Origin of the sequence: Thermoleptolyngbya sp. C42_A2020_037 (genome assembly GCF_015272455.1) — a bacterium.
Lineage (GTDB): Bacteria > Cyanobacteriota > Cyanobacteriia > Elainellales > Elainellaceae > Thermoleptolyngbya.
Map to the genome: position 1 here is coordinate 105066 of NZ_JACYLP010000035.1, position 15419 is coordinate 120484.

The following is a 15419-nucleotide window of genomic DNA, read 5'->3' on the forward strand; positions in this document are numbered from 1 at the left end:
TTTTTACATCAAAGGCTTCAGGCGTTGCCGAAATGCTGCTGCCGCTTGGGGATTGGGGATTTTCGTGGCGATCGCCTCCACTAGTTCTGCCGGGTTCGCGTTTGGATGCCGAGCCACCACATCCCGCAAAACGAGTCCAGCCATTGGGCCAATCGCCTCCGAGAGCGCCTGACGGCACTGCGTCAAAAATGTCTCACCCAATGCTGCGCCCGGTGCAGGCTCCTGGGGCGGAAGCTGGGTTTTGGAAACGGCTTCGTCCGTTGAAACGGGCGGCGGCGGCGGGTCGGGAGCGTCCAACAGAGCGGCGATCGCCCGATTTTGCATTCGGCTGCGAAACTGGCTGGCCTGGGCAGGGTTGGGAATTCTCGTGGCGATCGCCTCCACCAGCGCCTCTGCCGATAGCCCCGTTTGCTTGGCCAGCACCGAGTCCAGCAGCAGCTTTGCCATCGGGCCAATACACTCCGCCAGTTCCCGACGGCACGCCTCCAACCAGAGCGCAGGCACGCGGGGCTGATGCAGGGGAAGGCTGGTGTCTGCCAATGGCATTTCAATCGTGTGGTGGAGTGTGGCAGGCGGCGGTTCGGTAAAGGGCGATTCCGTTGCGGCGGGTAGCTCGATCAACCGATTGTCCAATAGATCGCCGTCTGGCGCGGCTGGAGATAAGTGAATGGACTCATCCCCTGCATATTCAGGAAAGTCCTCCGCGTTGGCATCCAGCGAAGGAAACGACGTTCTCCAAACCGCATCATCCGCAACGCCAGGCTGAATCGCAGAGATGCCGAATAGCACCTGCGGGACAGGCGGTGAATCAGGAGATGAACCTGCGGGTGGATTGTTAAACCCCTCGAAGGACACCGCTTCTGGGGACGGGTTCGGCTCATCCGGTTCTGCAACTAGTGAGTCAAAGCTGCCACGAAACCGATCGAGGTTTTGCATCAGGTCTTGAAAAAAGGCTGACTGCACGATTTCATCCACCTGCCGCTGCCGCTTGCTCTGGTCTAAGTCGATTTGCACCTCGATCAGGCGGTCTTCGTTGACCTCCGGCAGCGACAGCGCACGCAGATCGGCTAGCACCTCCCGCGCCGTTTGGTAGCGATCTTTCGGCTTTTCCGACAGCAGCCGCTCGAGAATCCGCACGAGGCGATCGCTCACATCGGCATACTCCCGCCAGCGCCACTCCAGCGACGTATGCTCCATCAGCACGCTCAAATCTTGCCCCGTCAGCAGCACCACCGCACTCACCCCCAGCGCATATAGGTCGCTGCACGGATAGCATTGCCCCATGCGAATCTGCTCCGGCGGCGAATAGCCAAACTTGCCCACCACCGATGCCTGGGCGCTGCCAGGACTGCTGCCCGCCGCCGCGAGAATCTGGCTGACGGTCTGCTTGACCAGCCCAAAGTCGATCAGTACCGGATGGGTCTGACCATTGGGCAGCATGATGTTTTCGGGAGAAATGTCGCGGTGCAGGATGTTCAAGCCGTGCAGATACTCCAGCACGGGCAGCAGGTCGCAGAGCCACTGCACAATTTCCGCTTCCGAAAAGGGTGGCTCTCCCCGCCGCTGGCGCTCCTGCAAAAGCTGACCGTAGGTCTTGCCGTCGATATATTCCTGCACCAAAAACAGCCGTCCCCGGTCGGTCAGCCAGGCCAGAAAGCGGGGAATCTGCGGGTGGTTGATTTGATACAGCACCCGCGCCTCGCGTTCAAACAGTTCCCGCGACTTTTGCACCACGTATTCTGTGCGGCTGGCGGGCACAAACTCCTTCAGCACGCAGGCATCGCCAAAGCAGTGTTCGTCAGATGCCAGGTACGTCCGCCCAAAGCCGCCCTGCCCCAGCACCCGCTGAATTCGATAGCGGCTGTTGATCAGCGTGCCCAGGGTTAGCTCCGATTCCTCGATGGGGCTGCCGCCGGGGGTGACGTTGGCTGGAACAGCGGGCGTGATCTGATAGGCCTGAATCGCTTCTTGCAGGTTCTTGAGCTTCAGCGAGCCGACATAGGACGCGCTCAGGGAAATCCTCGACTTTACCGAGTCGTAGACTGCCTGCGACATGCAGATGCCGCGTGGAGCCGCTTCTTCCTGGAGCCGCGTGGCCACGGTCACTGCCTGCCCGGTCACGTCATTTGCCTGCACGACAACTTCGCCCAGGTGAATGCCGATGCGATGGCTCAGCACATCGTCTTCGGGCAGTTCTTGCAAAAGCTGCGCCGTAGACCGCTGGATTTCAATCGCGCAATTTACGGCCCGATCGGTGCTGACGAAATACATCACCAGCCCATCGTCCAGCGATTTCAGAACGATTCCTTCAAATTGCTGGCAAAGCTGGCGCATTTTTTGCAAATCGCGCCGGATCAGGCTGAGGGTATGCTCTTGGTCGTCGGCCATGCGCGAGTTGTAGCCCACCGCGTCTGTGACCAGCACGACCGCCATGGCCCGCTGGCCCGAATTAGAGGGACTCGGTTGTGGGGAGGCTCCAGCATCCATAGCCAGCTCAAAGAAAACGGGATAAACCGAGAGAATACAGAATAAACCGGACGACAAAACTAGAAGCTAATGGCAGATGCTCTGCTTCCACTCTACCGCTGTTCTCTGGTTGTGTCGGTCAGGATTAGTGGGTCAACCTGTTGAGATCAGGGGGAGATTCGGTTGCAGACGCGGGTGAAGAAGCGGGGAAAAAGACGGGGCGATCGCCCCCACCGGACAATTTTTTCATCTCAGAAATATAAGTAAACATACTAGAACTGCCCCCCTTTTTCCACACAAAAGAGGAGTTTTCCACAGATTAACCGACGTTTTCCACAGGCTTGTGTGGAAAACTAGTACCTCTGTTCAATATGATGATTTCCAGGCGGCTACGGTTGTATGACTCAGTAAACAGCCGCTCGCAGGCACGGCCGACCAAAGTCTCGGTCTGAGGGCGATCGCCCTTCCAGTTCATCGCTTTGACCGATTGAATGCTGAGGCACTCCCCCAACCCTGGCCGTCTCTGGCTAGCCCCCCAGCAAGTCGTGCGTTTGCACCCAACTCTTCATACGCCGCACCAAGACCTGCCTATTCCCACTCGATGGTTCCAGGCGGCTTAGAGGTAATGTCATACACGACCCGATTCACGCCCCGCACCTCGTTAACGATGCGATTGGAAATGGTTTCCAGCAGGTCATAAGGGGCGCGTGACCAGTCGGCCGTCATGCCATCTTCACTGGAAACAAACCGCAGCACAATGGGGTAGGCATAGGTTCGCTGGTCGCCCATGACACCCACACTACGGATCGGCAGCAGCACCGCAAACGCCTGCCAGAACATGCCATAGGTGCCGCTGCGGTTCACCTCTTGGCGCACGATCAGGTCAGCATCCCGCAAAATTTCCAGCTTTTCAGCCGTGACTTCGCCCAGGATGCGGATCGCCAGACCGGGGCCAGGAAAGGGGTGACGGTTGACGATTTCTTCGGGCAGCCCAATAGAGCGGCCCACCTTCCGCACTTCGTCTTTGAACAGCTTCCGCAGCGGCTCTACCAGCTTGAATCGCAGATCCTTGGGCAAGCCGCCCACATTGTGGTGGCTCTTGATTTTGACTGCAACGCGCTCGCCCGTTTGTGGATCAACATTTGTATCTGCCGACTCGATTACGTCGGGATAGAGCGTACCCTGGGCCAAATAGTCAAACGGCCCCAGCCGCTTGGATTCTTCTTCAAAGACGCGGATAAACTCGTGACCGATCCGCTTTCGTTTTTCTTCGGGATCGGTCACGCCCTTGATGCGTTCTAGAAATCGCTCCCGTGCGTTGATGTATTCCACCGGAATGTGGAACTGCTCCTGAAACAGCTTCACTAGGCGCTCTGGCTCATACTTCCGCATGAAGCCTTGGTCGATGAACATGCAGGTGAGCTGGTCGCCGATCGCCCGATGAAGCAAAAACGCCAGCGTCGAGGAATCGACCCCGCCCGACAGTGCCAGCAGCACCCGCTTGTCGCCCACCTTAGCGCGGATCTCCCGAATAGTTTCTTCCACAAATGCCGCCGTTGTCCAAGTGGGCTGGCACTCGCAAATGTGGTAGACGAAATTGCGGATGAGGGCCTGTCCGCCGAGGGAATGTACGACTTCGGGGTGAAACTGTACGCCGTAGAGTTTGCGCTCGTGGTGGGCGATCGCCGCGCAGGGCGTATTTTCGGTATGGGCCAACAGTTCAAACCCTTCCGGCATGGCCGTCACCGAGTCGCCGTGGCTCATCCACATGGTCGTGCCGTCTTCCACATTGGTCAGCAGGTCAGTGGGATCGTCGATAAACAGCGCTGCTTTGCCGTATTCGCCGCGTTCAGCCCGTTCCACGCCGCCGCCAAGCTGCTGCACCATCAACTGCATCCCGTAGCACACCCCCAGGATGGGGATGCCCAGGTTCCAAATTTCGGGATCACAATGGGGGGCCCGCTCGTCGTAGACCGAGTTGGGCCCGCCCGACAGGATGATGCCCCTGGGGCTGAGTTGCCGGATTTGCTCTGGGGTGGTGCGATAGCTCAGTACCTCGGAATAAACCTGGGTTTCGCGAATGCGGCGGGCGATTAGCTCAGAATATTGAGAACCAAAGTCCAGAATGACGATCATCTGGCGAGTAAGATGGGCGGACGGTTCGGCAGTGGGGGAGAGGGAATCAACTTGGGGAGTCACGGTAGATCCTGGAAAAATGAGGGGGATGGAAAGCAGAAACCGAAAAGGTAAAGCAGCGAGACAAAACAGCGAGACAAAACAGCAGGGCGAACGCAGGGAAACAGCGCACAACGGACAAATACTCTTCTTCGCCAGAATCAGAATGCTATAGAGACAAGACCAGCGGCGGCAAAGCTGGCAATAAAGCTGGCAGTAGGGTTACACCAGTCGTAGGGTTACACCAGTCAAAGTTATACAAGCCTCGATCTGTTTAGCCTAGTTAGCTAGCACATTCAGCTGGCACATTGACCTAGCACAGCGATTGCTAAGCTGCGATCGCGCTTGCTCTTTAGGCTAGATTAGCCGCTTGCCAGATGAGCCGTAAACGCTGCGAAATGCGTTGGGAATTCCCAGCATCGTCGCACAGACCAGTAAAAATTTAGATAAATAGATTCTGAAGGTCGAATTGGGGTTGCCCTAGCCTGCGACCAGCCGCTGTTTCTATCCTGCATCCATCCAGAACCCTGGCCGCTCAGCAGTGAATACAGCGCGACCCCGCCGACGAGAGAATGTATCGGGATAAACAAAAGTTGACTTTAATATTTCAGCTAGCTTAACAAAACCTGCGACAAAATTGCAGACCCTAGTTCGCTTTTCGCAATGATTTGGCGATCGCGCCCAAACAAAACCGACCCCACCTGCACCGAGCGATCGCTGTGGGCGCGAATGTACTCTGCCGAGCGCTGGTCGATGGTTTGGGCGATCGCCCCATACACCTGCCCCACCCAGTTGCTTCCGGTGTTTGCGTCGAGCGCCTGCAAATACTTCAGCGCTGCCTCCGCCGTGTCGCAGGCAAAGATCCGCTGCACGTCTGAGGTCGGCAGGCCGGCGATCGCACAGTGCGCCGCAAAAATTTCCTGTCGCCCATCGGCGACGTGGTGGTGCGTATGGAAAATGCCGCCTGCCAGCTTCATCAGCTTGCCGTGATAGCCAAACAGCAGAATGGATTCTACCCCCTGCATTCCCGCCTCCACCAGCAGCGGCCCCAGCCAGTTTGCCGTTTTTACCACGCAGCCAGGATCGATCCCCAGATTACTTGCCAAATCCAGCCCGTTTTCCCCCAGGCAAAATACCAGCGCCGAATGCGTCGCCGACTTTTGCCGCAGCGCCGCTCGAAAGTTTTCCAGTTGCCCCGGTGCGCTGAGGGGCTGGGAAATGCCCGACGTGCCCAGCAGCGATAGCCCCTCGACTACTCCAAAGGCGGCATTGGAGGTGCGCGTGGCGAGCGATCGCCCCTCCGGCAGCACAATGGTCACGCCAATTGCCTCCCCTGGATGCAGCAGCGGCTCCAGGTTGGATAGCAGCAGGGTGCGGGCATAGGCGTAGATGGCGGGCTGATTCTCGGCGTTGACCTGGCGGCCGAGTCCTTCGCCGCCCTCTAGGGTGATGGCGGGGAGGGGAAAGTCTTGCTTGCCGACTCCTGATCCCCGCTGCCTGATTTCAACGATGCTCCAGATGGGCGTGTTGCGGGTCAGGTCGAGATTGTCGCCGGGGTCGCTGCGGGTGATGGCGAGGGCGGTGGTGGGGCCGAGGCGGGCCACTTGCTCGATGGGAATTTCAACGACCTGGGCGGGGTTGATCAGGTCGAGGGTGACGCTGTGGGGCGAAGGCGGGTCGTCGTGCAGGTGGCGCAAGGCGGCGATCGCCCCCGCACAGGCAAACACGGGCAGGGTATAGCCTGCCCGCGAAGCAGCGTTCTCAGAAAACGGCGCGGTCATGCGCCCATGCTAACGCTTCCAGCGCTGGACCGCCTCGGCGATGCGGCGGCCGTAGCGCTCGGACGTGAGGCGATCGCCCTCATCGAGGGTCGCCGGGGTCTGCCCTGAAAAGTCGGGCACTGTAAAGCCCATCACGCCCAGGAACGACCCCAGCCGATTCACGCCCTCGTTGTTGTAGCCCATTTCCGAATTGCCAACCCAAACCATGCTGTGCTGGGAGGCATTGATGGCGAGGTAGAGCAGTGTGCCCTGCTTGTCGCCGCTGGGAGAGCCAGAGTGGGTAAAGCCGCCTGCGATTTTGTCCTTCCAGCCCTGCTGCGCCCACACGGCGCTGGCCGCATCCACGAATGCCTTGAACTGGGCCGCCACGCCGCCCATGTAGGTCGGCGACCCAAAGACAATACCGTCAGCGCGATTCAATTCCTCCAAAATGCCTGGATCTTGCCAGCGGCCGTTGACAATCTGCTCACCCGTAATTTGCAGCAGCTTGACCTCGGTGCCAGGAACTTGACTTGCCCCTGCCGCCACTGCTTCTGCCATGAGCTTCGTATGGCCCGTACCCGAAAAATAGACAACTGCAACTGTCGGCATAACTGCGTCCTTTGAAATGTCTGTTCAGTGGTTTTGAGAGGTTTTGAGATCAGTGGTTTTGAGAAATGGCGTAGCTGTTGAATCCGGTTGGATGAATCAGGTTGAATGAGACAAACTGCCAACCGACTGCCAACCAGATTTAATTACTAGGCGATACTTAATCTCATTTCGTAACCAAGTTCAGTTTTAGCGTATAACAGATATACCGACTAAAACAAGACAGCACTTTGAGGTAAGTCAGTATGCTGCGGGTAACTGCGACCACGCCCCAAGAGGCAGAGTCTTGCCCGGTGCGCGATGTGCTGGATCGCATCGGCGACAAGTGGAGCCTGCTGATTCTGTGTGCGCTGGCAGATGGCAAGCTGCGGTTTATGGACATCAAGCGGGCGATCGGCGATGTGTCTCAGCGGATGCTGACCCAAACCCTGCGACATTTGGAGCGCGACGGCTATATTACACGCAGGGTATACCCCTCTGTGCCGCCGCGGGTGGAATATGAACTGAGCGAACTGGGGCGATCGCTCTTAGTCCCTGTGCAGCAGCTCATCGCCTGGGCCGAAACGCATCACCCCGAAATCGCCGCCGCCCGCGAGCGCTACGATGCCCGCCCAGAGAACGTGCCCCGGGCGGACTGAGCGAGTCATGCTCGAAATGCAGTTAGCTATCGCAGTTCCAAAGTGGCGATCGCCTGCTGAAACACCGGATCATCCTGCGGCCCGCTCAGCGTGACAATGCGCCGCCGATCGGGTGTAAAAAACGCGACGTTCACGACTTCAATGTCGTCATGATGATCGGTATAGGTATAGACCGCAAATTCCTTGCCGCCCTCATTCACCAGGCGAATCCGCGACTCTAGCCAGGTGTAATTTGCTCGAATGGCTTGCTCTAGCCCCCGACTGCCCGTCGGAACTGGATCAACGCTCAGATCCAGACTGGAGAACCAGCCGCCTTCTCCATAGCCTGATCGCGTAATGCACTGGATATAGTCGTAGTTTGTGGGATTCATAATGCTGGCCTGACCGCCCTGCCGTCCCATCGCGCGATAATTGGCAGGAATCTGAAATGCCACCCCAAGCTGCGTGTTTTCGTAGCGCCGGGTTTCTCTAGAGGGTTCCACCCAAGCACCATACTCACAGGCGATCGCCGGACGGACCCCGACCGTTGCGCCGATTGTCCCAAATACGCCAATAGCTGCAACCAGGGCGATCGCCCTCGCTCGTGAAATCAGGGCTACTCCTGGGAGCCGAGTCGGATGAAACTGCTGAGGAGGAATCGTCATGATAGGTTTAGTAGGGTTGAGAAAGGTGAATGTCGAAGCTCGGTCAGGCGAAAGCTGCCCCGCAATGCAGGGTCAATGCCTGAGTTTTTCGGGGTTGTATTGCTTGCCTGAGTCCGTCTTCTTTCAGATTGCCCGTGTGACGGACAAAGTGATACCGAGATAAAATAAAGGTTTCTGAAAATTTTCCCGGCTTAACGAAAACGAATGGTCATTGCAATGCTGGTAGCAGGCCTCGTCCTGCTGGTGATTGGAGCGGAGATCCTGGTTCGCGGCGCATCCAAGCTGGCGGCGATCGCCGGAATTTCGCCACTCATTATCGGGCTAACCATTGTTGCCTACGGGACTAGCGCCCCAGAGATGGCGGTCAGTATCCTATCGAGCTACGCAGGACAGGCTGATATTGCAGTGGGCAACGTGGTCGGCAGCAATATTTTCAACGTGCTGCTGATCTTGGGTCTGTCGGCAGTAGTGGCTCCGCTGGTGGTCGCTCAGCAGTTGATTCGGCTGGATGTGCCGATCATGATTGGCGTGTCGTTTCTGATGCTGCTGTTTGGGCTAGATGGGCGAATTGGGCGCTCGGATGGCATGGTGCTGTTTGCTGGGGCGATCGCCTACACGCTGTTTCTGATCTACCAGAGCCGCAAAGAGCAGAGCCTGGATGTGCAGCAGGAATACGAGCAGTATGCCGTGAGAGACAGAGGCGATCGCCCCATCGCCCTAGTCTGGTTGATTAACCTGGTCTACATTGTGGGTGGGCTGGTGCTGCTAGTCTTGGGTTCTCGCTGGCTGGTGGATAGCTCGGTTATTATTGCCCGCTCGATTGGGGTCAGCGAGTTGGTCATTGGCCTGACGATTGTGGCTGCGGGAACGTCTTTGCCCGAACTGGCCACCTCCGTCGTCGCCAGCTTCAAGGGCGAACGCGACATTGCTGTGGGCAACGTAGTCGGCAGCAATATTTTCAATATTCTTGCCGTGCTGGGGCTTTCGGCCGCCGTTTCCCCAGCGGGTCTGGCCGTGTCTGATGCGGTACTGCGCTTTGATGGGCTGGTTATGCTGGCCGTGGCGATCGCCTGTCTACCCATCTTTTTCACGGGCAACCTGATCACCCGCTGGGAAGGATTTGTGTTCATCGGCTACTACATCGCCTACACGCTGTACCTGATTCTCGACTCAACCCAGCACGATATCTTGCCCCTATTTAGCCAGGTCATGTTCATGTTCGTGCTACCGCTCACGGTGCTAACGATTGCCATCGTAACCCTGCGCGAACTCCGCCGCTCTCGCCGCCGCAAGCGGCAGATCTCCTCCGCCGAAGAGCCACCGACCCGATAGTCAATCGGTTCGTTCCACCTTGCTCAGCCCTCCAGCAAAACGTGCAGCGCTTCTGGGGTCTACCTTCCCCGCCTGTGAGAGAATGGAGAATACTGCTGTTAATACCCGTTAGGGGGTTCTGTGAGTTTTTCTGAAATGACTTCTGCAACACAAGCCATGCCCCAACGGGCAGTGTTTCCCTTCACGGCGATCGTGGGGCAAGAAGAAATGAAGCTGGCCCTGCTGCTAAACGTGATCGACCCCAAAATTGGCGGCGTGATGATCATGGGCGATCGCGGCACGGGCAAAACCACCACCATTCGGGCCCTGGCCGACCTGCTGCCCGAAATTGAGGTCGTTGCCGATGACCCCTTTGGCAGTTCCCCCACCGACCCCGACCTGATGAGCGACGACGTGCGGCGGCGGCTCAGCGCGGGTGAAACCTTGCCCGTATCCTATCGCAAAGTGATTATGGTCGATTTGCCGCTGGGGGCAACGGAGGATCGCGTTTGCGGCACCATCGACATCGAAAAGGCACTGTCGGAAGGCGTGAAAGCCTTTGAGCCGGGGCTGTTGGCCAAGGCGAATCGCGGCATTTTATACGTAGACGAGGTAAACCTGCTGGACGACCACCTGGTGGACGTGCTGCTGGACTCGGCAGCTTCCGGTTGGAACACGGTAGAGCGCGAGGGCATTTCGATTCGTCATCCGGCGCGGTTTGTGCTGGTGGGGTCGGGCAACCCAGAAGAGGGCGAGTTGCGGCCCCAACTGCTCGACCGCTTTGGAATGCACGCAGAAATCCGCACGGTTAAAGATCCCTCGCTGCGGGTGGATATTGTTGAGCAGCGCTCCGAGTTTGACCAAAATCCGAAGGCGTTTTTGGCAAAGCATCAAGCCCAGCAAGACGCGCTGCAAAAGCAAATCGTCGATGCCCAGGCGCGGCTGTCGTCGGTGACCATTGACCGAGAGCTGAAGGTAAAAATCTCTCAGGTGTGCGCTGAGCTAGATGTAGACGGGTTGCGGGGCGACATCGTGACCAACCGCGCCTCGAAGGCGATCGCCGCTTTGGAAGGTCGCACCGAAGTCACCGAACAAGACATTCGCCGCGTCATCGGCCTCTGTCTGCGCCACCGCCTGCGAAAAGATCCACTGGAGTCGATTGATTCAGGTTACAAAGTTGATAAAGTCTTTAGCCAGGTCTTTGGGCTATCGGAAGAAGCCCTCCAGAACGGCGCGGCCGTTGCCCGCTAGCGCAACTTACAGAGAATCGAGAACGTTGGACTGACAATCCAAAATCGCAAATCTAAAATCAAAAATCGACACGCTCCCCACATCCCGCATGACCCACATCCTTGGGCTAGACCCTGGCCTGGCGACTCTCGGCTTTGGGGCGCTGCGCTGCGAGTCGGGTTTCGGCCTCCGATCTGCCGATCGAGTGGAGGTGCTGGATTTTGGTGTGATTCGTACCCCAGCGGGAACCGATATGGGCGATCGCCTCTGCACCATCTTCGACGACCTGCACGACCTACTGAATACGGTCAAACCCGACCTGATCGCCCTGGAAAAGTTGTTTTTCTATCGCATGGGCAATACGATCGCCGTTGCCCAGGCGCGGGGCGTAATTGCGCTGGTGTTGGCACAGCACAAGCTGCCTGTGGTGGAATTCACGCCCGCCCAAGTCAAACAAGCGCTCACGGGCTATGGCAATGCTGACAAGCTCGCGGTTCAGGAAGCGGTGGCTCGTGAGCTATCGCTGGCAGCCATCCCCAAGCCAGACGACGCGGCCGACGCGCTGGCGATCGCCCTTGCTGCCTGGTTCCAGCGGTGAGTTCATCCTCTAAGCGATCGCTCTAAACCTAAGCAGGTGCTACGCTTCATCCGACATATTCGGATCTTCATCCTGAAGATGGTTCAAATCCTCCGGCTTAATCCCCCAGGTCTCCAGCAGGTCGCCTGTGCTATCTAGCCTGCTGACCCCATGCTCAGTAATCAGGTATGTCGAACTTTCGTCCTGCACCTGGATCAGGATTTCCCCTTCACTGTCGTCATCTACAATTTCAATGTCGGCTTCGTCGGAACGCTGGAGAGCGGCGATCGCATCCGGATCACCCTTTGCCGCCAAAACCTTCAACAGATTCAGCGTGGTGTAATGTACGGAGCGGGGAATACGTTCTGTCATAGCTATCCTGAAATCAGCTTGAGCTAAACAACGTGAGCTAAACAACGTGAGCTAAACACTTGAGCTAAACAACTTGAGCAAAAAAAACGTCAGCAAGACTCAAAAACACTCAAAATTCGGTTCAAAACTTTGCTCTCAAGATTCATGCTTCAAAATACACTACAGCATCCCTGAAAATTTGGATATAGCTCCTTAACACAGCCAACTCCCTGTATAACGTATAACTCCCGATGCAACTTTCCGGCTTTCACCACATCGCCCTGATCTGCTCCGATTACGAGCGCTCGAAACGCTTCTACACCGAGATTCTGGGCTTCCAGATTTTGCAAGAAACCTACCGTGCGGCAAGGCAGTCCTACAAGCTGGATTTGGCGCTCCCCGCTAAGTCTGGAATTTCTGCCTATCGCATTGAGCTATTTTCCTTTCCGGCACCGCCGCCTCGCCCCTCGCGCCCGGAGGCCTGCGGACTGCGCCATCTGGCCTTTGCGACCCCCGATCTCGACCGTTCCGTTGTCTACCTGGGGTCTCAAGGCATTTCCGTCGAGCCAATCCGAGTGGATGAGCTAACCCAAAAGCGGTTCACCTTCTTTCAGGACCCAGACGGACTGCCGCTAGAGCTATACGAAGCATAGACCGTTCACCTCTTTTCAAGACCCAGACGGACTGATGCTAGAGCTATACGAAGCATAGACCACTGTGCATAGACCACTGTGCATAGACCACTGTGCATAGACCCCCGTGGGCAATCCCTATACGCCCAGCGTGAACAAAAAAGCGCAAAGACAAAAAAACGGGCTAACCCGTTCCAGGTTAACCCGTCAATTGGGAACGCTCGAAGAAACTACTTTTGCACCACCAGCTTCACGTTGGCGTTTTGCAGACCGGGGCGCTTCACTTCTGCCAGCGTCTTGTTGACGGCATACTTCTGGTTGATGGAGTTGATCAGCTCGGTCTGGTTGTGCTTCTTGGCAACGCCCCAGAGGTCAGCGATCAGGTCGAAGGAACCATCGGCATTGCGAGACCAGCCCAGATCATACTCGCCTTCCAGAACGGCAACGATGTCAGAGCGGACGCGCTGACCGTTGTAGCCGCGCACATCAGCTTCGGTCTTGACCGTGATGCCCAGATCCCGCAGAGAAGCCTTCAGGATTTCGGCATCGGTGATTTTGGTACGCAGAGTGCTAAAGTGAGACATTTCGGATTTCCTCCTGTAGGGAAAACTGAGAGAGACAACGTTTTTTGGTAGGTAGGTACCGCCCGGCTCAGCCTTTGGAGGGCAAACAGAAGCGGCTATAGCGATTAGACTGCTAGCGATGTGCTAGCCTTTCCTCCTGTTGGGAGCAGGAGAGAAAGCCCGTTTAGCTCCACTCCAGCCGCTTATACTCCTCTTCGCGGCTTCGCTCTTCAGCGATGGAAGTGGCGGCAGGTCGCGCGCGCTGCCTCGCCCATTCCCGTAGGGCGACCACCTGCTCAGCCATCGTCTTCGACAGCGGAAGCGTCGATTTGACGGCAGCAATAATGTCCAGTTGAGTGAACTCTCGATCTTGAGCAAAGGCTTCGTACATCGCAGCCACGACCGCCTGCTCAATCTCTGCACCAGAGAATCCACACACAACGTTGACCGAACGGCTCGCGCCCGTGTTGGGGTCGGTAATCGAGACGCTTGCTTCGGTTTCAGAAATCTTGGCCAACTGCTCCAGGTCAAACCGGGAGATGTCGTTTCGCCGCTTGGAGAGGTGGATGCGGAAGATATCTTTGCGCTCTTCAGCCGTGGGCAAATCGACGAAAAAGATTTCGTCAAAGCGACCCTTGCGAAGGAACTCACCCGGCAGCCGATCGACTCGGTTGGCCGTTGCCATCACAAACACTGGCGAGGTCTTTTCCTGCATCCAGGTCAAGAAGGTTCCAAAAATACGGCTAGAGGTGCCGCCGTCGGAGTCAGCAGAACCCGCGCTGCCCGCGAAGGACTTATCTAACTCATCGATAAACAAGATCGCAGGGGAGATGGATTCAGCAGTCTTAAGCGCACTCCGCAGGTTGGCCTCCGATCGCCCCACCATAGACCCGTCATAAACGCGGCCCATGTCCAGACGCAGCAGCGGCAGTCCCCACAAGCGAGAAGTGGTCTTGGCAATCAGCGACTTACCGCAACCAGGTACGCCCAAAATCAGCATCCCCTTGGGCTGGGGCAGTCCATACTCCCGCGCCCGCTCTGTAAAGGCGTTAGAGCGCTGGCGCAACCAAGACTTGAGTTCTTCTAGACCGCCCACCGAGTCGATGGTGCTGTCTTCTTCGAGATATTCCAGAATGCCGTTGCGACGGATGAGCTGCTTCTTCTCTGAGAGGACGACTTCCACCTCAGACTCGGTCAGCTTGCCAGCGGCGACTTGGGCCTTACGATAGACTTTCTCCGCTTCATCGCGTGTAAGTCCCAGAGCGGCCTTCAGCAGCTTCTCGCGGGTTTCAGTGGTGATGCGTCGAGCAGGGCGGGACTGATCCAACTGGTGCGTCAAGACTTGGTTTAGCTCTGCCATGTCGGGGAGCGGGAAGTCCAAAACAGCGACCTCCTTCTCCAGTTCAATCGGAATGTTTTGAACAGGGGACATCAGCAGAATGGTTTTCTGAGTATCCTTGAAGCTGGCGATCGCATCTCTCAGCCACCGGGTTACCGCAGGCGAGTCAATGAAGGGGTGCAGATCCTTGAACACAAAGATCCCTGGCTCTCGCTGACGAATGACCCACTCGATTGCGGCTTCGGGAGAAACGGTATTGTGCTGGGTGATGTTGCGCGGCTGGCCAAACTCCACAATGCCGTGGGTAACTGTCCAGATAAAGACTCGTCGCATGGGCTTCATCTGGGCGATCGCCGCGATGGTCTGCTCTGCCCGCTCTTCCTCAGAGGTCATGAGATAGATTAGAGGATACTGTGCTTGAACTAAAACGTTTAGCTCTTCTCTCATGTCGTCAACCTGCTATGGACAGTGGAGGACACCCGCAAACCGATCGTGATGCGATCGCCGAACCACAGTTCAACAACCCTTACGTAACCTGATAACCCGATAGATGCCCGACTCCAGTGGATGCGAACCCATAAGCTTCCAGAAACTGCTCTCGAAGCCCATTCTCAACTGACTACGAACCCGTCAGACAATACAACCCAACTAGCAAGCAAGCAAGCTAGCAAGGAACCAAACTCTCTTCACCCGGTCGATCAAACCCCTCTGCAACAGGCTCAGGAGACGGAGCCATAGAAACGCGATCGACCAACTCGCCATCATCCTGCACGACTCCAGCGTGACTCGCCAAAGAAACTAGCTCACCCTCGCGGATCACATAGGAACTCTCACACCCAGGACAGTTGTATACTCGATGAGTCTGCCCATGAGAGACAGATCCGAGAGACGCTTCTACTTCATCTACGACGTGCGGATGAGTCAAGTAGAAGACAATCGCACGTTCCACAATGCTTGACATCGCTTCGTCATCTACCGCCGCTTTGATTTTCAGCTTGCGGTGAAGCTCTCGTGGAACATACAGGGTGAGTTTACTCTTGTCTTGCATATTGATTTCGCGATTGATACCCGGGTATGTCGTTTAAGAATAGAGGCTTGGTTCAAGTGCTGTCAAGACGGAAGAC

Annotated in this window: 14 protein-coding genes; 5 read left to right on the plus strand and 9 right to left on the minus strand. The window is 56.8% G+C overall.

The genetic code is table 11. The features are described 5' to 3' along the window. Positions 1-3 precede the first annotated feature (3 nt). The 4 genes from IGS16_RS11750 to IGS16_RS11765 form a co-directional block, all read right to left on the minus strand. Positions 4-2487, minus strand: coding sequence for a protein kinase (locus IGS16_RS11750; protein ID WP_297085636.1), 2484 nt, complete (start codon positions 2485-2487; stop codon positions 4-6). Positions 2488-3054: 567 nt separating this feature from the next. Further along, positions 3055-4602 carry a glutamine-hydrolyzing GMP synthase gene (gene guaA, locus IGS16_RS11755; protein WP_297085724.1) on the minus strand — a complete coding sequence of 516 codons (1548 nt, stop codon included), beginning with the start codon at positions 4600-4602 and terminating at the stop codon, positions 3055-3057. Positions 4603-5252: 650 nt separating this feature from the next. Beyond that, the gene (gene cbiD / locus IGS16_RS11760; protein WP_297085638.1) at positions 5253-6422 is read right to left on the minus strand and encodes a cobalt-precorrin-5B (C(1))-methyltransferase CbiD; all 1170 of its coding nucleotides are present in this window, start codon (positions 6420-6422) and stop codon (positions 5253-5255) included. Between the two features lie 9 nt (positions 6423-6431). Then, complete coding sequence (locus IGS16_RS11765; protein ID WP_297085640.1) at positions 6432-7013, minus strand: flavodoxin family protein; 582 nt, start codon at positions 7011-7013, stop codon at positions 6432-6434. Between the two features lie 242 nt (positions 7014-7255). On the opposite strand from IGS16_RS11765, the gene IGS16_RS11770 reads away from it, so the two are divergent. Continuing rightward, positions 7256-7648, plus strand: coding sequence for a helix-turn-helix domain-containing protein (locus IGS16_RS11770; protein WP_297085641.1), 393 nt, complete (start codon positions 7256-7258; stop codon positions 7646-7648). A gap of 26 nt (positions 7649-7674) precedes the next feature. Here IGS16_RS11770 and IGS16_RS11775 read toward each other — a convergent pair whose 3' ends face one another. Further along, on the minus strand, positions 7675-8292 hold the full coding sequence (locus IGS16_RS11775; RefSeq protein ID WP_297085642.1) for a hypothetical protein: 618 nt from the start codon (positions 8290-8292) through the stop codon (positions 7675-7677). A gap of 204 nt (positions 8293-8496) precedes the next feature. Here IGS16_RS11775 and IGS16_RS11780 point away from each other — a divergent pair, with 204 nt between their 5' ends. The 3 genes from IGS16_RS11780 to ruvC all read left to right on the plus strand — a co-directional run bounded on the left by IGS16_RS11780 (position 8497) and on the right by ruvC (position 11431). Continuing rightward, positions 8497-9624, plus strand: coding sequence for a calcium/sodium antiporter (locus IGS16_RS11780; protein WP_297085644.1), 1128 nt, complete (start codon positions 8497-8499; stop codon positions 9622-9624). A gap of 135 nt (positions 9625-9759) precedes the next feature. Continuing rightward, positions 9760-10854 carry a magnesium chelatase ATPase subunit I gene (bchI, locus tag IGS16_RS11785; RefSeq protein ID WP_297085646.1) on the plus strand — a complete coding sequence of 365 codons (1095 nt, stop codon included), beginning with the start codon at positions 9760-9762 and terminating at the stop codon, positions 10852-10854. 88 nt (positions 10855-10942) lie between these two features. Then, positions 10943-11431, plus strand: coding sequence for a crossover junction endodeoxyribonuclease RuvC (ruvC, locus tag IGS16_RS11790; protein WP_297085647.1), 489 nt, complete (start codon positions 10943-10945; stop codon positions 11429-11431). Positions 11432-11470: 39 nt separating this feature from the next. Here the strand turns inward: ruvC and IGS16_RS11795 are convergent, their stop codons facing one another. Then, positions 11471-11782: a hypothetical protein gene (locus tag IGS16_RS11795; protein ID WP_297085649.1), complete on the minus strand. Its 312-nt coding sequence runs from the start codon at positions 11780-11782 to the stop codon at positions 11471-11473. 230 nt (positions 11783-12012) lie between these two features. Here IGS16_RS11795 and IGS16_RS11800 point away from each other — a divergent pair, with 230 nt between their 5' ends. Beyond that, complete coding sequence (locus IGS16_RS11800; protein ID WP_297085651.1) at positions 12013-12414, plus strand: VOC family protein; 402 nt, start codon at positions 12013-12015, stop codon at positions 12412-12414. Between the two features lie 209 nt (positions 12415-12623). On the opposite strand, the gene IGS16_RS11805 is transcribed toward IGS16_RS11800, so the two are convergent. From IGS16_RS11805 to IGS16_RS22340, 3 genes are all read right to left on the minus strand, one after another. Continuing rightward, positions 12624-12977: a DUF1257 domain-containing protein gene (locus tag IGS16_RS11805; RefSeq protein ID WP_172353897.1), complete on the minus strand. Its 354-nt coding sequence runs from the start codon at positions 12975-12977 to the stop codon at positions 12624-12626. 163 nt (positions 12978-13140) lie between these two features. After that, the gene (locus IGS16_RS11810) at positions 13141-14742 is read right to left on the minus strand and encodes an AAA family ATPase (RefSeq protein ID WP_297085653.1); all 1602 of its coding nucleotides are present in this window, start codon (positions 14740-14742) and stop codon (positions 13141-13143) included. A gap of 217 nt (positions 14743-14959) precedes the next feature. Continuing rightward, the gene (locus tag IGS16_RS22340) at positions 14960-15343 is read right to left on the minus strand and encodes a hypothetical protein (protein ID WP_367185780.1); all 384 of its coding nucleotides are present in this window, start codon (positions 15341-15343) and stop codon (positions 14960-14962) included. Positions 15344-15419 lie beyond the last annotated feature (76 nt).